The organism is Verrucomicrobium sp. 3C (assembly GCF_000379365.1).
Lineage (GTDB): Bacteria > Verrucomicrobiota > Verrucomicrobiia > Methylacidiphilales > Methylacidiphilaceae > Methylacidimicrobium.
Genome location: NZ_KB901875.1, coordinates 1,873,911 through 1,894,431, shown reverse-complemented (window position 1 = coordinate 1,894,431; position 20,521 = coordinate 1,873,911). Strand labels below are relative to the sequence as shown.

Annotated in this window: 18 protein-coding genes and 1 tRNA gene; 6 read left to right on the top strand and 13 right to left on the bottom strand. The window is 59.7% G+C overall.

What is annotated here, in order from left to right:
* The first annotated feature begins 5 nt into the window (after positions 1 to 5).
* Complete coding sequence (gene coaD, locus A37A_RS0109925; RefSeq protein WP_018291352.1) at positions 6 to 506, top strand: pantetheine-phosphate adenylyltransferase; 501 nt, start codon at positions 6 to 8, stop codon at positions 504 to 506.
* Here coaD and A37A_RS0109920 read toward each other — a convergent pair.
* A complete protein-coding gene (locus A37A_RS0109920; protein WP_155996556.1) occupies positions 496 to 1,047 on the bottom strand; it encodes a hypothetical protein in 552 nt (183 codons plus the stop codon). The genes coaD and A37A_RS0109920 overlap by 11 nt on opposite strands.
* A gap of 17 nt (positions 1,048 to 1,064) precedes the next feature.
* Between A37A_RS0109920 and acpA the strand changes: the two genes are divergently transcribed.
* Together acpA and A37A_RS0109910 are read left to right on the top strand one after the other, a co-directional pair.
* Positions 1,065 to 2,477, top strand: a complete 1,413-nt coding sequence (acpA, locus tag A37A_RS0109915) for an acid phosphatase (RefSeq protein WP_018291349.1) — start codon at positions 1,065 to 1,067, stop codon at positions 2,475 to 2,477.
* A complete protein-coding gene (locus tag A37A_RS0109910) occupies positions 2,474 to 2,902 on the top strand; it encodes a bis(5'-nucleosyl)-tetraphosphatase (protein WP_018291348.1) in 429 nt (142 codons plus the stop codon). Before acpA ends, A37A_RS0109910 begins: the two co-directional genes overlap by 4 nt.
* Positions 2,903 to 3,060: 158 nt before the next feature.
* On the opposite strand, the gene A37A_RS16955 is transcribed toward A37A_RS0109910, so the two are convergent.
* Positions 3,061 to 4,938: a glycosyltransferase family 39 protein gene (locus tag A37A_RS16955; protein WP_018291346.1), complete on the bottom strand. Its 1,878-nt coding sequence runs from the start codon at positions 4,936 to 4,938 to the stop codon at positions 3,061 to 3,063.
* A 120-nt stretch (positions 4,939 to 5,058) separates the two neighbouring features.
* Positions 5,059 to 6,036 (bottom strand): HlyD family secretion protein, encoded by a 978-nt coding sequence (locus tag A37A_RS0109895; protein ID WP_020494270.1) that lies wholly within the window; start codon positions 6,034 to 6,036, stop codon positions 5,059 to 5,061.
* 130 nt (positions 6,037 to 6,166) lie between these two features.
* Between A37A_RS0109895 and A37A_RS18415 the strand changes: the two genes are divergently transcribed.
* Positions 6,167 to 6,790, top strand: coding sequence for a TetR/AcrR family transcriptional regulator (locus A37A_RS18415; RefSeq protein WP_018291344.1), 624 nt, complete (start codon positions 6,167 to 6,169; stop codon positions 6,788 to 6,790).
* Between the two features lie 55 nt (positions 6,791 to 6,845).
* Positions 6,846 to 7,517, top strand: coding sequence for a DUF2062 domain-containing protein (locus tag A37A_RS18410; RefSeq protein ID WP_231363850.1), 672 nt, complete (start codon positions 6,846 to 6,848; stop codon positions 7,515 to 7,517).
* Here A37A_RS18410 and A37A_RS0109880 read toward each other — a convergent pair.
* The 4 genes from A37A_RS0109880 to A37A_RS0109860 all read right to left on the bottom strand — a co-directional run bounded on the left by A37A_RS0109880 (position 7,444) and on the right by A37A_RS0109860 (position 12,530).
* On the bottom strand, positions 7,444 to 9,240 hold the full coding sequence (locus A37A_RS0109880) for a DUF4340 domain-containing protein (RefSeq protein WP_018291342.1): 1,797 nt from the start codon (positions 9,238 to 9,240) through the stop codon (positions 7,444 to 7,446). The two genes, A37A_RS18410 and A37A_RS0109880, sit on opposite strands and share 74 nt — an antisense overlap.
* A gap of 9 nt (positions 9,241 to 9,249) precedes the next feature.
* Positions 9,250 to 10,728 (bottom strand): GldG family protein, encoded by a 1,479-nt coding sequence (locus tag A37A_RS0109875; RefSeq protein WP_018291341.1) that lies wholly within the window; start codon positions 10,726 to 10,728, stop codon positions 9,250 to 9,252.
* A 10-nt stretch (positions 10,729 to 10,738) separates the two neighbouring features.
* Positions 10,739 to 11,488, bottom strand: a complete 750-nt coding sequence (locus A37A_RS0109870) for an ABC transporter permease (protein ID WP_018291340.1) — start codon at positions 11,486 to 11,488, stop codon at positions 10,739 to 10,741.
* A 109-nt stretch (positions 11,489 to 11,597) separates the two neighbouring features.
* Entirely contained in the window at positions 11,598 to 12,530 is a 933-nt protein-coding gene (locus A37A_RS0109860; RefSeq protein ID WP_018291338.1) for an ABC transporter ATP-binding protein, read from the bottom strand.
* A gap of 72 nt (positions 12,531 to 12,602) precedes the next feature.
* Here A37A_RS0109860 and A37A_RS0109855 point away from each other — a divergent pair, with 72 nt between their 5' ends.
* Positions 12,603 to 13,373, top strand: coding sequence for a ParA family protein (locus A37A_RS0109855; RefSeq protein WP_018291337.1), 771 nt, complete (start codon positions 12,603 to 12,605; stop codon positions 13,371 to 13,373).
* Here A37A_RS0109855 and A37A_RS0109850 read toward each other — a convergent pair.
* The 6 genes from A37A_RS0109850 to A37A_RS0109825 all read right to left on the bottom strand — a co-directional run bounded on the left by A37A_RS0109850 (position 13,362) and on the right by A37A_RS0109825 (position 20,280).
* Positions 13,362 to 13,826 carry a hypothetical protein gene (locus tag A37A_RS0109850; RefSeq protein ID WP_018291336.1) on the bottom strand — a complete coding sequence of 155 codons (465 nt, stop codon included), beginning with the start codon at positions 13,824 to 13,826 and terminating at the stop codon, positions 13,362 to 13,364. The two genes, A37A_RS0109855 and A37A_RS0109850, sit on opposite strands and share 12 nt — an antisense overlap.
* Before the next feature lie 431 nt (positions 13,827 to 14,257).
* Positions 14,258 to 14,331 (bottom strand) — tRNA-Arg (locus tag A37A_RS0109845).
* 91 nt (positions 14,332 to 14,422) lie between these two features.
* The gene (locus tag A37A_RS16940) at positions 14,423 to 14,956 is read right to left on the bottom strand and encodes a ferritin (protein WP_018291335.1); all 534 of its coding nucleotides are present in this window, start codon (positions 14,954 to 14,956) and stop codon (positions 14,423 to 14,425) included.
* Between the two features lie 86 nt (positions 14,957 to 15,042).
* Positions 15,043 to 15,444 (bottom strand): FKBP-type peptidyl-prolyl cis-trans isomerase, encoded by a 402-nt coding sequence (locus A37A_RS0109835; RefSeq protein WP_343122731.1) that lies wholly within the window; start codon positions 15,442 to 15,444, stop codon positions 15,043 to 15,045.
* 133 nt (positions 15,445 to 15,577) lie between these two features.
* Positions 15,578 to 17,377, bottom strand: coding sequence for a tetratricopeptide repeat protein (locus A37A_RS0109830; protein WP_018291333.1), 1,800 nt, complete (start codon positions 17,375 to 17,377; stop codon positions 15,578 to 15,580).
* A 161-nt stretch (positions 17,378 to 17,538) separates the two neighbouring features.
* Positions 17,539 to 20,280, bottom strand: coding sequence for a TonB-dependent siderophore receptor (locus A37A_RS0109825; protein ID WP_018291332.1), 2,742 nt, complete (start codon positions 20,278 to 20,280; stop codon positions 17,539 to 17,541).
* Positions 20,281 to 20,521: the final 241 nt, after the last annotated feature.

Below are 20,521 nucleotides of genomic sequence, written 5' to 3'. Positions count from 1 at the left end.
GCGTCATGGCTTCGCCCAAGGCACTCTACCCGGGCACTTTCGACCCGATCACCTTCGGCCATCTCGATATCATCGAGAGGGCGCAAGCCCTCTTCGACGAAGTGGTGGTGGGCGTGGCCGCGCAATCGACCAAGACGCCCCTTTTCCCTCTCGCGGAACGCGTGCGGCTCGTCGAAGAGGCGGTCGCCTCCTTCCCCCGCCCCGTACCCGTCCTTCCCTTTCATGCGCTCACCGTTCAATTCGCCAAGGAGCGAGGGATTCATGCCATCATCCGCGGGTTGCGAGCCGTTTCCGATTTTGAATTCGAGTTTCAGCTCGCTCTCATGAACCGGAAGATCGCGCCAACCATCGAAACGGTCTTCTTGATGCCCAGAGACTCGTTCATCTATCTCAGCTCGTCGCTCGTCAAAGAAATCTCCCGCCTGGGAGGATCGGTCTCCTGCTTTGTTCCCAAGACGGTGGAGGAGGCTCTGCGCAAGAAGCTGCTGACCGGGTTCAGCGATTGATCAGATCGTCCAAGGCGTCATCCACCCGAATGTCGATGAGTTTCCAAACCTCCTCGGGGCGATAATAGACAAATCGCCAGCGCAGCGGCTGAAGCTCCAGGTCCAACAGATAGGTCACCAGGAAGAGGCGGCTGCCGACCGCTCGTGTATCGTACGGCTCAAAGCCCGTCGCTTTGCCGTAATAGGTAAACGCCTGCGCGGTCTTGTCCATGAGGACCGAGATGTTGTCATGTCGACTACTGAGGCGGCTGGAGACAAGCAGCTCTTGGAACGCCCTTTGAATTTCTCCCGCGAGAAGATCTTTAAAAAACCTCTCGATCGGTGCCCGTATTTCGGGAATCGGACCCTGCAAGTTGGCCTCCCCATGCATGCGGAGAGGAGGAAGATCTCGGACTTGCGGCGACGGCGCCGACTGACCGAATCCAGACACCTGCCCCAAGCCCCCGATGGCGATCCACCCGGCAACCCAGCGGAACCATGGCAGGGAGGAGCGGCCTCCGCCCGCGCCCTTGCTTTTTCGGTCTCTTTTCTCCATTCTCATCTCGCGTGCTTCGAGTGATGCCCTTCTCCTCCTTTGCCGAAGCGGTAGCCAGCCGGTCTGCTCTGCTCTTCCTTCTCCTCTTCGGCGGCATGATGGCTGCCCTGGTCCTGGCAGGCATCTGTCCCGCGCAAACGGCTCCCGCCCCATCGATCCCGATCGACCATATCGTCCTCCTTTACCAGGAAAACCACAGCTTCGATAATCTTTTCGGGGAGTTTCCCGGCGCTGACGGAATTTCCAAGATTCCAGCGGAAGGGGTGCAGGTCGATCGTTCGGGACTCCCCTACCCTCAGCTTCCGCCGGTCCGGCAAGACAAGGGGCGTGACCCGCGCTTCCCGGCACATCTTCGCAACCGGCCCTTCCCCCTTCTTCGCTACGTCTCCTTGGCCGACGCGATTCCCGACCCGATTCATTCGTTCTATCGCAACCAGCTCCAAATCGCCGGCGGCGTAAACAGCGGATACGTCGCATGGGGGACGACTGGCGCTCTCCCCATGGGATATTATGAAACCGAGCGGCTGCCGATCTATCGTCTTGCCCGGGATTACACCGTGCTCGACCATTTTTTCCAGGCCGCCTTCGGGGGATCTTTCCTCAACCATATCTGGCTGGTCGCAGTCCAAACCCCTTCCTGGGCCCACCCGCCAGCCGAATGGGTGGCCGAGCCCATTTTCGATGAAGGAGGACGTTTGATTGGACTCCGGCGGGACGGAAAAGTGACTCCGGATGGCTACGTCGTTGGAACCGTGGAGGGAGCGAGCGCCCCTCACCATTCGACCACCCCGATCGGCCACCTGCTCCCGCCGCTGACGATGCCGACCATCGGCGACCGTCTGAGCGCGGCGGGGGTGAGTTGGGCCTGGTACTCCGGCGGTTGGCGGGATGCCCTCTCCGGGCGGCCGGCTCCCACCTTTCAATTTCACCACCAGCCCTTCGCTTACTTCGCCCGCTACGGCCCCGAGACCCAGGAACGAGCGGTTCACCTCAAAGACGAGACGGACTTCCTCGCCGATCTTCAGAGCGAACGTCTCCCTTCTGTCTGTTTCGTCAAGCCGCTTGGCATCCACAGCGAGCATCCCGGATACGCCAGCGTGGAAGAAGGACAGAAGCACGCCATCTCCCTCATTCGGGCCATCCAGGCGTCCCGCTACTGGCCGCGATGTCTCATCCTCCTCACCTACGATGAGTTTGGCGGGTTCTGGGATCATGTTCCTCCGCCTCGGGGAGACCGGTGGGGACCCGGCACTCGAATCCCCGCTCTGCTGATCTCGCCCTACACCGAAAAAGGCGGGGTCGATCACCATTCCTATGATACCACTTCCCTTCTTCGCTTCCTGGAAGTTCGCTTCGGCTTGAATCCGCTCTCGGATCGCGATGCGATCGCGACCAATCTGCTCGAGGCCATTCGCCTGCCCCCAAACCAGCCGTGAGCGATCCCCTCCCCCCGCTGCGCCTCTCCGCGGGGGTCATCGTCTATCGATGGGAGGAAGGCAAACCCCGCTACCTGCTCCTCCGAGCCTTCCGCAACTGGGACTTCCCCAAGGGCCTGGTAGAGCAGGGCGAGACACCCCTCGCCGCAGCCCGCCGAGAGGTTTTCGAGGAAACGGGAATCGAAACGCTCCGCTTCCCCTGGGGAGAAGAGTATCGGGAGACAGAGGTCTATGACCGAAGAAAGGTCGCGCGTTACTACCTGGCCGAGACTCGTGGCGACAACGTCGTTCTAGGCATCAACCTCGAGCTCGGGAAACCGGAGCATCAGGAATTTCGTTGGGTAGCGGCCCAAGAGGCTCGCCATCTCCTGCCGCCACGGCTCCTGCCGATTTTCGACTGGGCCCATCGCCGGGTTGCCAGCTAACGTGCATCTCTCACAACGTTCAACAGGCAGACTAATCCTCCGGATCGTCCTCCAGCAGGGAATCCGATCCGATCCAGCGTCCAGACGCCTCCTCGACGGCAAGGTAGAATTGGGTCTGCTCCTCCTTAGACATTCGAGCGACGATGCCTCTCCACCGCTCATCTTCTTCCTGGAAGAGACGAATCGCCTCTTCCATTTCCTCTCGACGGATCATGGCGCGGGACACCTTCCGACAGACGGTTTACGACCAAGACCCGCGTTCCGCAATGAAGAACGATTTTCCACCAGGGTGTTTTCTCATCGAAGATCGCCTTCCAATTCTTCATCGCGGACTCCTCGCAGATCAAATAGACGGGTTTCTCCTCGCCCCAGAACTGTAAAAAGTCGTCCTCCGATAGATAGAGCTCGCGACTTCCCGGCCAAATTCGCAGCACGAAGGACGATGCCGAAGTGGAGTGCACCCAGTAGACGCGCTCCTTTCGGTTTTGGAGATAGAAGAAGAGGCTGGAGAAGAAGTTTGGTTCTCCGTCTACGACGACCCGTCGCTCCGATGCTGGTAACGCATTGAGATACCAGGCAATCTTCACCGAGGAGAAGTAGTCCTCCAACAACTGAAGCCCTCGCCCGGCTTCCGCCATGGGTAACAGCATCGCGAGAGCCAGGCAGAGCCCCGCTGCCAACCGCTTCCCCCGCAGAGCCAGCCGGAGCGCCGCCAACCCGCCGAGAAAGAGGCTCAGGCTAGCCGAGAGCAGAAGGGGAACGAAGGCCCGCCATGTGCGAAAAGGGAATCCGAAGATCGCCGCTAGAAAGGTGTCGCGCTTTTCCACCGGGGCCGCGCCAAGGGTCGGCTGCACCAACTCCGCGTTCGACCAAAAGGCGATTCCCGCCGCTCCGCCTACCGCCGCCAGCCCGGCGACCAGAGCAAACGGCGTCCAGAACGCACAACCGGGCCGCCCTTCCTGCCGCGCGCAGAACGGCCGAGCCAAGAAGAGGGCAAGCGCGGGATAGCAGCTCAATGCGTAGTAGTCCTGTAGGGACGAGGGAAGCAGCGAAAGGAAAGTGACGAGAATCCAAAGCCCGAGGAAAAGGGTTCCCTCCTTCTCATTCCCGGGTGGGGAGAGCGCTGTCTTCCGATGGGGCAACCAGAGTGCCGCGGCAAAGAGGCTCCAGGGCAGAAAAAAGATCGGCTGCTCGCTCAAAAACACAGGCAGCCGAACGGTTCCCGCATCCGGCGGAATCCGACGGTTCAGGGCATGACCGAACTGCTCGTTTCCGAACTGCTCGAAAAGAAAGCCGGGGAGTCTCCCTTCCATCGCCACGTACCAGGGGATCACGAGAAGGAGGAAGAGAGCGATCCCCTCCCATCGGAAGAGATGGACCGCGACCTTCCGCCACCGGCCGGAAAGGAGACTGAGGATTCCTAAAACCACGAGCGGGTAAAGGAGGGCATGCAAGCCCTTGGCCATCGTGCCGAAGCCCATCGCCAACCAGAGACCGATCCCGTGCGAGCGTTTCTCCTCCTCTGTGAACGCCTTCCAGAGGAATAGGAAGCTCCAGGCAACCGACGCCGCAAGGAAGATCTCCGGCATGACGATATGGCTAAAGATGAAGGAGCCGAATGCCGTGCCCAAAATCAGGGCGGCCATCCATCCGAGGCTACGCCCTCCGAGGGTAACGCCGAGGCAATAGGTAGCGGCCATCCAGGCGAGTGTGGCCAGAGCCTGGGGCAGGCGGACCGCAAACTCGTTTTCCCCAAAAAGGCTGGTGCTGAGCAGGATAAGCCAATAGAGGAGAGGAGGCTTCTGGCATCTCGGCATTCCGTCGAGCGTGGGGACGATCCAGTCTCCTCGCGCGCGCATTTCGCGCGCGGCCCCTGCATAGAGCCCCTCGTTATCATCGAGGATGCCCGGACTCCCGCTCTCGGCGACGTAAAGGGCTCCGACGACCAAAAGAGCGAACAGCCCCAGGACGTCCGCGCCGCCGCTCCCCGAAGCGACGAAGGAGAAGCGACGGTAGAGCGATCGAAGTCGATGCAAACGATTCTTTCCTCGTTCCGTCGCGCTGGATCATCCGATCGACGGGGAACGAACGGATTTCGTTTCCTCCCTCCCCCTGCAACCGGCGGCTTTTCCCAGCGGATCGCAAGAGTGCGGATTTTAGCCTTGCGTACCGTTTTTCTGCCGCCTGGGGAGGAAGAAGGCGAGCAGAATCCCCAAAAACGCTCCCGCCACGGCCGCCAGCACCTCCCAGAGCGGGGGAAGGGCTATCTCCCGGACCTGAACCGCGGGGACGACCGACATTCCTGGCCCGACGGTTTCCCCCGGCCGGATCGGCTCATCAAAAAGAATCTTTACCGGAACCCTCTGCACGACCTTGACGTAGTTTCCCGTCGCGTTTTCGGGCGGCAGAAGGCTGAACTGCGCCCCGCTGCCTCGCTGAAGGCTATCCACGTGCCCCTTGTAACGATCGCCGGGATAGGCATCGATGCGCAAGAAGACCGGCTGTCCGGGACGCATGAGGGTCACCTGAGTTTCCTTATAGTTGGCGACCACCCAGACATGGGAAGGAACGATCGAAAAGAGCGTCTCGCCCACCTGAACGTACTGTCCTTTTTCGACGGTTCGCTGCGTAATCCGTCCCTCTTCCGGAGCAAACAACTGGGTATAGCCCAGTTGTAGCTGGGTGAGACGGAGGTAGGCTTCGGTCGAGAGCTTCGCCGCCCAGGCGCCGTCCAGTTGCAGCTGCGAGACCGACGCGCTACGGACGAGTTGCGCCATTCTTTTCCACTCCGTGTCGGCCCAATCGCGGTTCGCCTGTGCCAGAGCGACCCGCGCCTGATAATCCCTCGGGTCGATCTCAATGAGAGGCTGACCCTTCTTTACATCCATGTTGTCGTCAATGTGGTAGCCCACCACATGACCGGCAACCTTGGGCGAGACCCGGATGATATGGCCGGCGATGAAGGCATCGTCCGTCGTCTCGTTCGCGAGGAAGGAGACAAGAAAACGGAGAGACATCACTGCGCCGATTCCACCGACCATGGCCCAGAGAACGACCGAGGTCAGAAGCCGGATGCCGCCACCACGTTCCGAGTGCTTGTCCGACTCCTGCCCTCCCTCAGGAGACGATGTCACCCTCGTTGCGGCGGTAGGTTCGTTTTCGTTTCGAATCGGTGGCATTTCCATGGATTGCGGCTACCGAGTGAAGAGAACTCTTGACGACTGGAATGAAAGTAAATGATTACTTATCTGGCTCCGCCACTCCATGTCAACCTCGCTTCGGCCGGTTCACGCCTCGGGTACCCGAGAAAGGATCATCGCGTCGGCGACCTCTCTCTTCGCGGCACGTGGCTTCAAGGGAACGACGACCCGGTTGATTGCTGACCTTGCGCAAGTCAACGAAGCGCTCATCTACCGGCACTTTCCGAACAAGGGAGGGCTCTACGCCGCCATCATCGAAAAAAAGATCGCGATGCTCACCCCTCTGCTCAATCGACTCCGACGCGCCGCCGAAGCGAGCGAAAGCATGGAAACGGTCCTTCGCGAGATCGCCCGTGAAATGTTCGCTTCCGTGGAGAAAGATCCGCAATTCTTGCGGATCTTTTATTTCAGCGGACTCGAAGGACACGACCTTTCCCGAATGTTCTTCGAGGCCTACATCGAAACCTTCAATCAACACCTCAGTTCCTTCTTTCTCTCCAAGATTAGGGAAGGCACGCTCTGCCCAATGGACCCAATGCTGGCCGGGCGCGCCTTTTCCGCCATCATCCTCCACAATTTGGTGGTTCAAACGCTCTTTCCGGAATCCAAGGGATTGCCCGAGGGCAATAAGGCGATCGATGCCTTCGTAGATCTCTTTCTCTATGGGATCCTCCGGCGGCCTTCCTGACTCCGAGGGCTCGAGGAGTCCGGAAGGCTTGCCTTTTGCCGCAAGAGCGAGGAACTTGGATTCCAAGATCCGGTTCGGGGAGGGCCGGTTCTCTCCTGTCGTCTTGCGCGGCATGAAATCACGCCTTCAGCAGCTTCGGGATTTTCTCAAAGAGCACGCACGCCACCCTCACAAAAAGCTCTTTCACCTCCGGGCCGACCCCTTCCCCCTCGCCCTTGGCTTTGCCATCGGCATTTTCTACGGATTCACCCCATTTTTCGGCTTCAAGACGGTGCTCGCCCTTCTTACCGCCTGGCCCCTGCGCGCAAACTTGGTCGCCGCCGCTCTGGGGGTGGCGGCCCACGACATTACCCTACCCTTCGTGCCGGGCCTTTTCTGGCTCGAGTACCAGATCGGAGCCTTCGTGCTAGGCAGCGCGAATCACGATCATGCCCTACGCATGGGACACCTTGTGTTTCGCGACGTGGTCAGCTGGAAAGGCCTGATGCGATGGGGATGGCCGATGACGCTTGGCTCGCTCGTGATCGGCCTGCCGGCGGCAGGCGCTACGTTCTTCCTCGTCTACCGGGCCTTGCGCCGTTACCGCAAAAATGGATCTCCATCCGCAGGCATCACGACAACGCCGCCTTTCCCGGACGGAGAGCCTCCACCGGTCAGCTCCGAGGCGCCGCAGACTTCGACCCCTCCCGCGCCAGTTCGCCGAGCGCCTGATACTCGGCTGCGCTGAATTCGAAGGCCAGGGAATCTCCCTCAACCTGCGCGGCTCTTCCGCCATCGGGAAGAAGCGCTCCGATGCGGACCGTCCTCACCCTGGACGCTTGGATCACCACCGTGGCCTCGGGCTTGCTCAAGCCATATTCCGGCCGAACCGGACCGAGCCAGCGAACCGCGCGCAGTTGACAGAGCCGATTCACCGCCGCCTTGGCTTGCTGCGCTGCCGCTCCCTCCACTCCGTTGAACAGGATTCGGCCATCGGCCGACGTCCGAATCGCAACGGAGGAGCCGGGGAAGGAGAGCCTGACCTCCTGAAGGTCCTTGGGTTGCAGTTGCAAGACTTCCAAGCTCTTCCACTCCCATGCCTCCTTCGGAAGCTCCTGCAGCCATTGCGAGGCGATGTGGTAGACGAATGGCTCCAGCGAGTTTTTGACGTAGGTACCGTCCTTATCGCTCTTCCCAAGCAAGAGCTCTACGGGAGATGGCCTGTTGCCCCCCGCCTCCACCGTTCGCATCACGATCTTGTCCTCCGGATGGTGCAAACCGAACGAACGGAGATCCGAGGGGACATCCTGGACGAAGGACTTCGTCTCCAGGGATCTCAACGACCGCAAGAAAGCCTCTACCCGCTCGGCGTCGACCATGCCTTTATAGCCTTCGCCATCCACGCTCCATCCCTCTCCCCTCTTTGCGAATCCCATGCTTTTTCCGTTTTGGTCGACTTGGAAGCGAACCACTTCACTTACGGAAAAAGACGGCACGACATGATGATCGCGCACGTTCTGGAAAAAGCCGCGCGCCATCTGCTGCACCGTCGCGGCAGGGAGGGTAAAGACCGCGGTGCCCGGCAGCTTCTTGGCATAGACGTCATTCGGCTCGCCGGGGACCGGAGAACCGATGAGAAGCCTCTCCTCCATCGCCTTTTCCCCCTTCTGATCCACCCAGATCTGGTCGCTTGGGCTCGCCAGACCGTATTGATTCAAGGCAGCTCCATCATCCGAAACAAACTTTTGAACCCGAAGGGTCGTCAGCGAGGAGAGCCATTCATCGACTTTGGTTGCGTCGGCACGCGCCGTCAACGGCTTAAGCAGCTGCCACTTCGTTCCCTGCCGGACCACTTCCACGTTCAATGGCGCATTTCCCGCTTGCTCAACGCCGCAGCGCTGAACAAAAAGGCTGTCAAACTCAAACACCATCCGGTTTCGAAGATCATCGACGCTCTTATTGAGACGCTCTACGACGGCGGAGTTCACAAGGTAGACAGGCGTGCCCGGGTCTTGCGCCGCTCTCGCGTAGAGGAGATCCCGAACGGCGGTTTTCCGCCCGATGAAAAGCCCGCGGGTCTCCTTGCCTTCTCGAAACTCGAGGGTCAATGAGGGTGCAGTCAGGCCCCACTGCTTGAGAAGTTCGACGTTCCCCATCTCCTTGGCCGGTATCGTCCGCTCCGACTCGAGGAACTCGAGCTCCGTCAAAAGACGGCTTACGGCGGAGTCATCGGCCTGCGCGCGAATGGGCGACGCAATCCACCAATGGTTCTCCTTCCTTTCGAGCGTCACGGAGTGGTCGGGGGTGGCGATGCGAAGCCAGTTCACATCCTGACTCTTGAGACGAAAGATCTGCTTTTCGGTGCGATGCTGCTCTTCGGTGGATTGCCTCCCCCGATCGACCAACACGATGTAACCCAATAACGCCAGGGCAACCACCAGCAACAGGAGTCCGGAACGAAACTGCTTCACAAGCCGTGCCTATTTTCTTCGCGCAAAGTAGACGGCGACGCCAAGCAAAGCGCAAGCCAAGGGTACGAGTCCCAGCGCAAAGCTGTTCGCCGACTGTCTCTGGAATGTCGGAACCGATAGGGTAAACTCTTGTGCGGCCTTCGGAGAGATTCCCAATGCAATCTCTCGCTTCAGCATCCAGTCGAGAAGGTTCAGGAAGAAGTCGACCCCAACCCCATCGATATACTGGTTCACCAAAAACGCGGACGACCCGACCGCGACGATTCGCGTTCCCGTGACGTGAATTCCCTGCCCGGGAACCTCCCCCCCATCATAGAGCATCGCCAGGGAGAGAGGCCCAGGGATATCCACTCCTGGATCCCGCTTTGCATTCTGCTCCGCAACTTCTTTCGAATCGGTCTCTCCCCAAAACGCCTCGGGAGTCTGCACCAGGGAGATCACCTTCTTCGCGTTGACATTCCCCTTATCCGGAACGGGGCTCAGGGAACGAGCGTCGGGCATTTGCAAGCTCAGGCCCTGCAACCCACGAACTGCGGAGTGATCCGCATAATGAGTTCCCAGCGCAGTGGTCATGAGCATCTCTCCCAAGCCTCCCACCTTCCCAAGTGCAACCACCCGATCGTTATCCATGCGAATCCCATACTTTGCCAGCAAGGGCTCGAGGCCCGAGACGCTTTCCGCTCCTTCCAAGAGAAAGAGCTTCCCTTTGGCTTCCACGTACTTTTCGACCGCTTCCACTTCGGTGGCGCGAAAGGGAACCTTCGGCCCCGCGACGATCACCGCGTCGGCATCCGACGGGACCATCGGAAATTCCGCCAGATTCAGGGGGATCGTTTCCACATTCTCCCGGCGAATCCGAAGGTCGATCTCTCCATATCCCCCTGGATTGCTCATGTTGCCAAACTCCCGCTCTCCATGCCCTATGGTCACGTAGACCTTCAGCAGCTTTCCTTCCACCAAGGAGAGGATCGCGGCCGTGAACTGCTGCTCTCCCTTGAAGGCCTTGACCTGCGGGGACTGCCCGAGCATCGCTCCGCTCATGTCCAAGTCGACCATATCCTTGTCATTGACGAACTTGTGTCGGTCCCGATATTCGAAGATCACCACGTTCTCGCGCAGGTCGAACTTGAGGCGCTTGGCCAACGCTTCGGCCCTGGCCAGATGCAGCGCGGGATCGACATATTCGATCTGCAGCTTGCTGCCCGCCACGTATTTATACTGCCGGAGGAGATTGTCGATCTCCGACCGGACCGGCGAATTGTTCACCAGGCAAACCGTTACCCGGACCGGTTCCGTCAGGGAACGGAGAATGTGGACCGTCTTCTCCGATAACTGATAATACCCGCTCTTCGAGAGGTCCTGTCGGTAGTAGTACTTGAATCCCAAGTAATTCACCATGATCAGGATCGCGATCGACAAGACGATTGTGAGCGCGTTGTTGAGCCGAAGCTGGAGACGAAGCGGATGGGGGGCGGAAGGGGTCTTCATGAGCGAGCCGTCAAGAACGCAAACGGCGCCACTGGAGGACGCGTTCAGTGAGAAAAAGAAACAGGATTGCACCCGAAAGGGTCAAGACCATAGGCCGAGAGTCGAAGATGCCGCGCGAAAACGTGTCCATCTGGTCGAGAAAGGAAAAATAGGAGACCAGATCCCGCGTCTGACCGAACAACCCCAGGTAGACGACGAAGGAAAGCGAGAAGATGGCAAAGATCGCTCCGAAGGAGAGAATCGCTGCCACCATCTGACTGCGCGTCAGGCAGGAGGCAAAAATCCCGATCGCCAAAAAAAGACTCCCGAGTAGCAGCAGCATTGCCAGGGAGAGGAGTTCCATGCTGCCGCTCGACCCCAAAGGATGTCCACAAAGGAGACGCAATCCGAGAAAATCCAAGGCCAGCGGCAGCCAAAGCACACTAAAAAAGGAGAGGGCGCCGACGAACTTGGCGAAAACCACCTCCCATTCCCGCACCGGCGCGGTCAGGATCATCTCAATCGTGCCCGATCGATTTTCTTCGGCAAAGCTGCGCATCGTCAGAAGCGGCGCTTGAATCAAGAGGAGAAACCAAAAGAAGAACGAGTTCACTGTAGCCTGCAGAAGGCTAAAATCCTTGATTCGATTGCTCGTCATGTACTCGAGCCAAAACGCGAAGTTGAGGCCGTGGATCACGGCGCAGGCGAAAAGGACGATGTACGCTGTCGGCGAGATGAAGAAACTCTTGATCTCCCGTTGGATGAGAACCCAAAGAACCATGATTATCTTTCCTCTTCTTTCTTCTTGGTGATGGCTTCGCCGGCCTACGACGGCTTGACCATTCTCTCCCGGGACAAGGCGGCGCCCCTTGCCATCCGATCGTGCGGCATCAATCTTGGGTAAGCTCCACGAAAATATCCTCCAGGGATGCACGCAGGCGGGACATCTCCCGAAGACCCCAGTTTTCTTGCTGTACGACCGCGAAAACCTCGTCTCGAATATCCTTTCCTGCCTTGGGCGCAATCTCGAAGACAGACCAACCTTCCTGTTCTAGGCGGCAATTTACCGTCTCGACGTCGGGCAGTCGGGCAAGCTTCCGCTGCCCTTCCTCCGAGCGGCAGGCAACCTCCAGACGCACCCCTCCGCCTCCTCCTCGAACCAGACGCGCAAGATTCTCCGGCGTGTCGGCGGCTTCGATCCTTCCTCGATGAAGAATCAACACCCGAGTGCAGACCGCTTCCACCTCGCTCAGGATATGGCTCGAAAGCAAAATGGTATGACGCTCGCCCAGGGAGCGGATCAGGTCGCGGACCGCACGGATCTGGTGCGGGTCCAGGCCGATCGTCGGCTCGTCGAGGATGAGCAGATCCGGATCATGAACCAAGGCATCGGCCAGTCCGACGCGCTGCCGATAGCCCTTCGACAAGTTGCCGATCAACTTGTTTTTCACGTCGTCGAGATGACACAGGCGGTTCACGGCCTCCACCCTTTCTCTGACGTTGCCCCTCTTCACGCCCTTCAGGCGAGCCCGATAGGTGAGGTATTCGTTCACCCGGAGATCCGTATAGAGCGGCACGTTTTCCGGCATGTATCCCACGTGTCGCCTGGCTTCCAGGGATTCCGCCACGATGTCGTGACCAGCCACGGCGACCCTGCCGCCCGTCGGGGGCAGATATCCGGCCAGAATGCGCATCGTCGTCGTCTTGCCCGCGCCGTTGGGTCCCAGGAATCCCACGATCTCCCCTTTCTGCACGGAAAACGAAATCCCCTGTACGGCGCGGAATCCCGCATAATCCTTGGTCAAGTTTTCAACGGCAATCATCGTATGAGCGAGTGGAGGCACATAAAAAACATTTTGCCCACTTGTCAAGTTTGTCGCACCCTCGCCCCTGCAATGAAAGTGATTGCGATCGCCAATCAAAAAGGGGGTGTTGGCAAAACGACCACCGCCATCAACTTGGCCGCCTGCTTGGCCGAACAGGGGAAGCGAGTTCTGCTGATCGACACCGATCCTCAAGCCAACGCGACAAGCGGCCTGGGCACTACGGTCCCGCCGGACGGAAGTCTGCGTTCCGTGCTCCTGGGGCATAGGTCGATTCGTGAGCAGATCGTTTCCACGATCCTTCCGCATCTTGCGCTGATTCCTTCCGAATTGGAGTTAGCCACGATCGAAACGGAATTCGCTGGATCGGAATCTCCGCTTTTCCACCTGCGGGAGACCTTGCGTCCGCTCCGCGAGGATGCGGCCTACGATATTGTCTTGCTCGACACCCCTCCATCCCTCGGCCTTTTGATGGCCAATGCCCTCGCCGCCGCAGATCTGGTTCTCATTCCACTCCAATGCGAATATTACGCATTGGAGGGACTTTCGAAAATCCTCGATCTTCTCCACAAGCTGGGGGTCGTCGAGAGCGGAGCAGGCACACGCATCCTGGGAATCCTCATGACGATGTTCGACGTGAGGACCAACTTGAGTCAACAAGTCGTCGAGGACGTTCGCCGACATGTTCCGGAACTGCTTTTCCAAACAATCATTCCGCGCTCGATCCGGCTTGCCGAGGCGCCAAGCCACGGCAAACCGATCACCGCCTACGCCCCGTCCAGCGTCGGCGCGGTAAGCTACCGCCACTTCTGCGCGGAATTCCTTGACCGCCTATCTGCTTAATCGCCGCAGGGTCTCCTGCCGGAGCCAGTCGATCACGGTCGATTGCCCGTGCTCTTGCGACACCGCAGTCGTCGTTCGGCCAGGCTCGGAAGCCGGTCCCTCCGTAGAGACCAGAGGCAGAGCGGCACCAGCATCTGTCCGACCAAGGGGATTCCAGTGAAGTGCCTGTTTGACGCTTGTCATCGTCGCCCAGTGATCGTGCATTTCCGCCCGCAGGTTCTGCAGCTCGCCACGCGTGCCCTGCAACTCCCCCCGCATATTTTGAGATTCCGCCCGGACGGTGCGCAGTTCTTTTTCCCACGTGCTCAGATTGGTCCGAACCTCGTCCACATCGTGCGATAGACCTTCCACTTGCTTCAGCAGGCGCCTCAATCGAAAGGCAAGCAAAACAAATCCGATGAAAACGATCGCAACCACCGCCCCGATCAGCGCCCCAACCTGTTCCCAAGTCATCCTTTAAACTCCTCCTTTAACGACTCCTTGGATCCCCTATGCCGAGGACCCAATCGCTTCGCTGCCTTCCAACCCCAGGACCTTGTCCTGTAGTAGCGAACGGTAGCGAACGGAATTGATCGATTTCTGTCAAGCGCCGAATCACACGATGACGGCCCTGAACTCCGACCCATCCGTCATCCGCGCGGCGACATCTCAGGCGATAGAGCGGATCGGAGTAGATTGCGGCCTCCAGGACCGCTCCTAGCCTGCATGCCTCACAAAGTTCGTACCCGAGGCGCGGGCCGATGGGCCTGGATGCAAGGCGGGGCGCAGATTTTCCCCCGGAGCTGTATGACGACATACTGCGAGGAGGGAAAACCAAGTCCAACGAAGCAGACAAGCCCCTTGTGCAAGCCGCAGGAGAACGCTTGGGAGATATACGGGCTACGTGCACCCGGCAGGGGTCGAACCTGCAACCTTTGGCTCCGGAGGCCAACGCTCTATCCAATTGAGCTACGGGTGCGTATCTCTCTTCCAAAAAAACGGACCACGGCGCGCATCGGAAAGACCATTCATCGGGCTCGCAGCCGCGCGATCCGCATCAGCCCTCTTTTCTATCCGCCTTCGCCCTCCTCCCCCTTGGCCAGGTTCGTCGGATGCGGTCGAGCCAGAAAATCTTCCACCAGCAACAGGCGCTGATTTCCTGCTCTTTGAATCATTTTCAGCAACTGATCGACGGAGGATACCTCCTCCAGTTGCTCCTTCACAAACCAGTGGAGAAAGGCCTCGGAGGTAAAATCGTTCTCCTGGCGGGCCAAACGCAAAAGGGAATGGATCTCCTCGGTGACACGCAACTCTCGTTCCAGGGAGAGCGTCACGGCATGCTCGGCATCGCGAAACTCTCCCTCGGGTGCGGGGATGGAGGGAATCACCACCTCCGCATCGTTGTCGACCAAGAGCTGGAGAAAACGCATCGCATGTCCCCGTTCCTCCTCGGCCTGGCGGGAGAAGTAAGCGGCGAGTCGGGGCAAGGCGGCTTTCTCAAAGTAGGCGGCAATCGCCAAGTATTGGAGAAAAGCCTCCAGTTCGCTCCCGATCTGCCGATGGAACTCCGGAACGATCTTCGCGCTGATGAGGGTAATCTTCATGCCTATTTGTTAGGCTGCAATGGGAAAACCTCTCTCGCAAGCCAAAACGAACCCCACTCGCCGCAATGGGATGACCGATGGCCGATCTATTCCACCTTGAGCACTTCGATATCGAAGAGCAGCACGGCGTTCGGAGGAATCACGTCTCCCGCTCCGTCCTCGCCATACCCAAGCTGGGGCGGAATGATGAGCTTGCGCTTCCCTCCTTCGCGCATGGTGGCGATCCCTTCGGTCCACCCGGCAATGACTCCCCGCTGACCCATGACGAAGGTAAAGGGCTTCCCATGAGCCTGAGAGCTGTCGAAGACCTTGCCGTCCTCCAGCTTCCCGACGTAGTCGACGGTGACCCGCTTGCCGGGCCCAACCGGATTCCCCCGACCCACCACCAGATCGACATACTTTAGCCCCGACGGAGTCGTCACGAGGTTCTCCTCTCCCGAATGTTCCGCCTCTCCGGATGCCCGCTGCGGTTGATCCTGGGCACGCATCGTTCCGATCCCCACGAGCACGACAAGGCTGACGGCTACGAAAAACCCTCTCATTGGGGCCGCATCCTGCTTTTTTTTACGAACCGCCACAAGCGAAAAGGAAGCCAAAAGGCAGCGGTTCTTCTCTGCCGCCCTATCGGACCTGCCGCGCGCTTAGAGCAATCTGAGACCGGATTTGCTGGGCAAGCGCCGCGTCGACCTGCTCGAGCTTTTGAAGCTCCAGATCGCGCTCCGAAGGGCGGTGAAGCGCGTCTTCCAGCAGCGCGAGGTTCGCGATCGGACGAACATCTCCTGGGAGGAAAGCTTCGGCCTTTTGCCACGCCAGGGAAGCATCCTCGTATCGGCGGATCTCCCGATAGACCACGCCTAGGTTGAACCAAGCCGCGCCGAAGGTCGGATCAACTTCGATCGCTTTCCGATAGGCCTGGATCGCCGTGCGGGCATCGCGAGCGCGCTGGCTCAACACCGCCAGATTGAACCAGCCTTCCCGGTCTTTCGGATTGAGCTGAACCACCCGAAGAAAGGAAGCTCGGGCGAAGGGAAGCTGATCGCTGTGCAAGAGCGCAAGCCCCAAATTAAACCAGGCCCCGCTATTTTTCGGCTCGAGCAGGGTCAGCTCGGTGTAGGCCGAGGCCGCGTCTTCCCATCGCTTTGCCTGTCGGCAACTCTCCGCGAGACCTGCCCAAGCGCGAACCGACTGGGGATTGAGCCGCGCGGCCCGGGTGTAGGCCTTGACGGCCTCGTCCCAGCTCTGGGCTCTGAGGAGGGTCTGCCCAAGCGCGAGCCAAGCGGAAGTATGCCGAGGCCGGAACCGAAGATAGGCGCGAAACTCATCGCAGGCTTTTTCCCACTGTCCCTCGGCGAAAAAACACTTTCCCAGGAGAAGGGAGACCTCCGCGGTCGAAGCTCCCCGCTCCTTCGCCTCCAAGATCGCGTCGATCGCGGGCCCGTAACGACCCCGCGCCGCCTCGATCTCTCCGAGCAGGAGCAAGGCGGAAGGGTCCTGGGGGAAAAAAGCGACCACCTTTTTCGCCGCAAACTCCGCCTTCTCCAGCGCCCTCGCCTGCCAATAGGAAAAAGCCGCAGCCGTCCAAGCCGACGGCGACCGCGGAGCCGCCTGCACGAGGCGATCGGCCGCCGCCTCCGCTTCCTTGGGGCCAACGGCACTCTGTAGGTCGCGCCAGGCCGGGCTGCTCGTCACGGCGGGATCCTGCCCCCGGGCCGCAACCTTTTCCAGGCTCTGCCGCATCGCCGCTGCCTCCGCCGCCAGATCGACGCGATCCAGCAGCTCCAACGGCGCGCTCACCCTCGCGACGCACAGGCGATGGTTGTCGGCATCCACGACCGTGACCAAGCCGACAAACTGATCCCGCTCGTTATAGACGGGGCTCCCCGGCAGGATCTCCTCTACCTTTCCGCCAAGCCAAAGAAGATCCCCATTTCCCGAGGGAACGCCCGGTCCGGACAACCGGAGAAAGGCCGCCTCCTGCTTCGGCTCTTCCGGGCTCGGCCGGGGTACGGTGAAGGTTTCTCCCCCATCCGGCGGAAGGTTGTCCGCCGCCACGATCCGGACCGCCGAAAGATCGGCTCCCTCCACCTGCAAGAGCACCAAGCCCGTTCGCGGATCGGAGCCAAGCCAGCCCGTGCAGCGCACCGGCCGAAAGTTCCAGCGCTTGGCATCGATCCGCGAGGCGTCTTCCAGGCCCGTCGCCACCGTGAGCAGCCGACCATCGGCCGAAACGACGATCCCGCGAAGGGTTCGCTCGCCGCCGCTCTTCGTCGCCACGCGAAGATCGACCAAGCGGCTTTCCCAGGCCTCGGGTCCGGCATGCACCTCGGCTAGCGCGGCCCACCCGGCGATCCCGGCAGCAAGAAAGACCAAGGAGATTCGGCGCACGTTCCAGCCATAGCCACCCCTTGTTAGATTGGTCATCCCTTCTCCCCTCGAAACAAGCTGACTATGCGCGCCCGTACGCTCCTGGCAAGAGCGCCTTTGTGATGAAAATCGTCTGCTTCCCCGCGCATAGGGAACGCGGGGCTCTCTACCCCGCCTTCCTGCCTGAAGCGACGAACGAAATACCTCCGAGCTTCCCACTAAAACTTGAAGACGACGTTCCCTTCGACCCAGAAGGGCCATCCTGCGATGATCGAACTCTCGTCGAAGGCTCGGCTTCCGGCGGAACCCAAGCCGAAGGGCATCCAGTAGTTGTTGTTCGTGAAGTTATAGATGTAGAGGCGCGCCTCCCACTTCGGCTGCACATAGAAGATCTGGGCGTTTAAGATGTACTGCGTCGGGATCGAGGCACTGCCGAAGTAGTCGAGATACTGGTTGCTCATCAAGATCCCTTGCAACGTCCCTCCCAGCCCCATGTCCGAGGTGTAGGTGATCGTCGCACTCGCATACTGCTCCGGGAAGCCGATCATGTTGTACAGCCCCGACGGAAGGCCGACATTCGTATTGAGCGCGTACATGTTGTAGTAAGCCATCGACGTCGAGTAGTCCTGGCGCATGCTCGGCCCATGCGCAAGTGCCGACCAGTTTTCGATGCCATGCATGTCGATGTAGCCGGCGCGCACCCACCAGTTGCGGTTCGGCTGGTAGGCAATGTTCACCTCGTATCCCGTGATTACCGCGGGGGTTGGGGGCAAGCCGAGGTTGTTCAGTTCCTGATCCTGGGTAAAGCCCGCAGCGGTAATGAAGAGCTTGTCGTTGAGCAGGTTGAACTTGACACCTCCCTCGATCAACTGGTTCAGGAGGTGGAACGAGGCCTCATTGAACGTGGGCGCGGCACCACCGATCACGGCCACGTTGTTCACATACGACCAGTTGTAATTGAAGTAGGCGGTCATCCAGTCGAACGGCTTGTAGGTCGGGCTGATGTTAATCAGGGGCGCGAACGAGGACGTGTTCAGGGCTGCGTTCGTAACTCCCATGATCTGCGGCATTCCCGCCGGCCCCTCCGGGGTGGTGTAGTCCCAGAAGTAAGCCGTTCCTCGCACGCCGAAGTAGAGAGCAAACTTGTCCGTGATCTGCAGGTTGTGCTGCCAGAAGGGCGCGACCGACCAGTACTGGCCGAAGGTGCTCCCCGAGGCGCCGTTCAGCGGCTCGTAGAAGTAGTTCGCCGGAGCGCCGGGAACATGCCAGAGGCCGCCCGCCGCGGCCTTGGGGTTGCTGAGGTAGCTGTTGAACTGCTTGGTTCCCGGCAGATAGAAGAGCGCGGGGTTGGTCAGTGCCGGATTCATTGGATTGACCAAGCTGTAGGAGTTGCCGTAGGACCAGGCGGTCTCGGAGAAGTAGTCGTCATTGTACTGGTAGTGCCATTCGATGCCCGTATCGACCGAGCTCTTGAGCAGGAGCTTGCCGAAGACATTCTCGAGCCCCTTCTCCTCCTTCGTCTTCGGCTTCTCGGGCTCGCTGGCGAGAGGATCGAAGGTCCAGCGGACCTCCGTCCGGTTATCGAACTCGTAGTCCCCCGGCGTATACTGCATGGCATAGAGCTCCGGCTCCAACCACTCCGTCTTCGTGTACCAGAGGAACGAGTTGTTCACGATCTCGAGATCGTCGTTCACTTTTACCGTCTGCACGAGCTGGACAAACGCGTTGTTGGCGTTTCCACCCCCGTACGGGCTTATGATCGTCGAGCGGCGATTGATTGGCGTGAGCGGCCCCGCGTAGGTGTTGTATGCGGGATTTAACGCTGAGCCGGTCGCCGGTCCACCCTGATACATGCTGCCGGGGAATCCCGGCACCACCCCGGTACTATAAAGACCGTTCTGAATCAGGTTGTTGGTCGGCCGGTTCATCAAGTCCGCAAGCTCGGGTTGAAAATTATACATCCCGTAGTCGGCGTAGAGGTTGGCTGAATAGTTGTCATAGGGCTTCCATCCCACCGTGAAGTAGAAATTCTGCTGATCATTGTACACGTAGTCGTAGTAGCTGCCCTGGTCCTGTCCCATGTACGAGAAGCGCCACGCAAGCTTGCCCTCCTTGTCGACCGGGCCGCCGATGTCTGCGCCCCAGAGATACTGCGAATACATGCCGGTCGTGTCCCAGACTCGCCCCCGGAACTTGTCGAAGTAGGGCTGCTTCGTGATGTAGTTGACGCTGCCCGTCGACGCCTGGGTCGCTCCAAAGACCGCGTTCGCGGGGCCTTCCTGGATATCCATGTTCTCGACCATGTTCCAGCTGAAGGGCACCCCTTGCATGCCGTCATTCTGGAGGGTCATCTCGATGCCGTTGACGTACGGAAGCGCCTGGCGGCCCCGGATCGTCACCGAATCGCCCATGCCCCAGTTCAGTTCCGTATAGGCCGTGGGGAGGATGGAGGAAATCGATAGCGGGTCCATGTAACCCTGGTAGAGTGCTCCCGACGCTCTCAGGAGCGTCTGGTTGACCGGAGTGATCTGCCGCGGCGTATCCATGACGTTCATCGGCGTCCCGAACGTGGAGACCACTGGAGCCGTCGTGGGCAGGATCGGGGCGTTGGGCTCGCCCGAGGTCAGGTCGGGCGACGTCCATTCGGATTCCCCCGAGACGGTCACCTCCTGCATCTGCACGTCGCCGTTCTGCTTTTGGACCTTCTTTTTTTCCGGCTCCGTCTGCTGGACGATCCCTGCCCACCCCGATTGTTTCGCTTTTCCGCTCCCGCCAATCGGCGCCTGCCCGACCCCTTGGCCGCTGTCGGCCGTTCCGTCCGTCCCCGAGCCGCTTCCGGGCTCCGCTGCCGGTGAACCCGCCTCGTCCGCGCGTACCGTCCCGATCAGAAACGCCGATGTAAACAGCACCCATGCCAGAGAAACCCATCGTTTCCTCCGCCGCTCTGCCTCGCGATTCATTCCTACCCCCTCTTTTTAGAAACCTCGCGACACGAACACGCCACTGCGCAATCAGGTGCACCCCGCCCGCTTGGCCATGCAAAGATCGCCTAGCGTTCTATGCCACAACTCGCCCAAAAAGTGGCGTGACAAGTTTGTTACATATTTGTGACAATTGTGTGACGTTTTCATTGGTTGCATCTTATTGGCCTACAACGAGAAGAAAGAACCTACGTTGCAATCCGTGCTCCAAACCGCTGCG

Bases quoted from the DNA above. Each gene is read 5' to 3' on its own strand.
- coaD (WP_018291352.1), top strand. From the start codon at position 6: ATGGCTTCGCCCAAGGCACTCTACCCGGGCACTTTCGACCCGATCACC.
- A37A_RS0109920 (WP_155996556.1), bottom strand. From the start codon at position 1,047: ATGAGAATGGAGAAAAGAGACCGAAAAAGCAAGGGCGCGGGCGGAGGC.
- acpA (WP_018291349.1), top strand. From the start codon at position 1,065: ATGCCCTTCTCCTCCTTTGCCGAAGCGGTAGCCAGCCGGTCTGCTCTG.
- A37A_RS18415 (WP_018291344.1), top strand. From the start codon at position 6,167: ATGTCAACCTCGCTTCGGCCGGTTCACGCCTCGGGTACCCGAGAAAGG.
- A37A_RS0109875 (WP_018291341.1), bottom strand. From the start codon at position 10,728: ATGAAGACCCCTTCCGCCCCCCATCCGCTTCGTCTCCAGCTTCGGCTC.
- A37A_RS0109870 (WP_018291340.1), bottom strand. From the start codon at position 11,488: ATGGTTCTTTGGGTTCTCATCCAACGGGAGATCAAGAGTTTCTTCATC.
- A37A_RS0109860 (WP_018291338.1), bottom strand. From the start codon at position 12,530: ATGATTGCCGTTGAAAACTTGACCAAGGATTATGCGGGATTCCGCGCC.
- A37A_RS0109855 (WP_018291337.1), top strand. From the start codon at position 12,603: ATGAAAGTGATTGCGATCGCCAATCAAAAAGGGGGTGTTGGCAAAACG.
- A37A_RS0109850 (WP_018291336.1), bottom strand. From the start codon at position 13,826: ATGACTTGGGAACAGGTTGGGGCGCTGATCGGGGCGGTGGTTGCGATC.
- A37A_RS16940 (WP_018291335.1), bottom strand. From the start codon at position 14,956: ATGAAGATTACCCTCATCAGCGCGAAGATCGTTCCGGAGTTCCATCGG.
- A37A_RS0109835 (WP_343122731.1), bottom strand. From the start codon at position 15,444: ATGCGTGCCCAGGATCAACCGCAGCGGGCATCCGGAGAGGCGGAACAT.
- A37A_RS0109830 (WP_018291333.1), bottom strand. From the start codon at position 17,377: ATGACCAATCTAACAAGGGGTGGCTATGGCTGGAACGTGCGCCGAATC.
- A37A_RS0109825 (WP_018291332.1), bottom strand. From the start codon at position 20,280: ATGAATCGCGAGGCAGAGCGGCGGAGGAAACGATGGGTTTCTCTGGCA.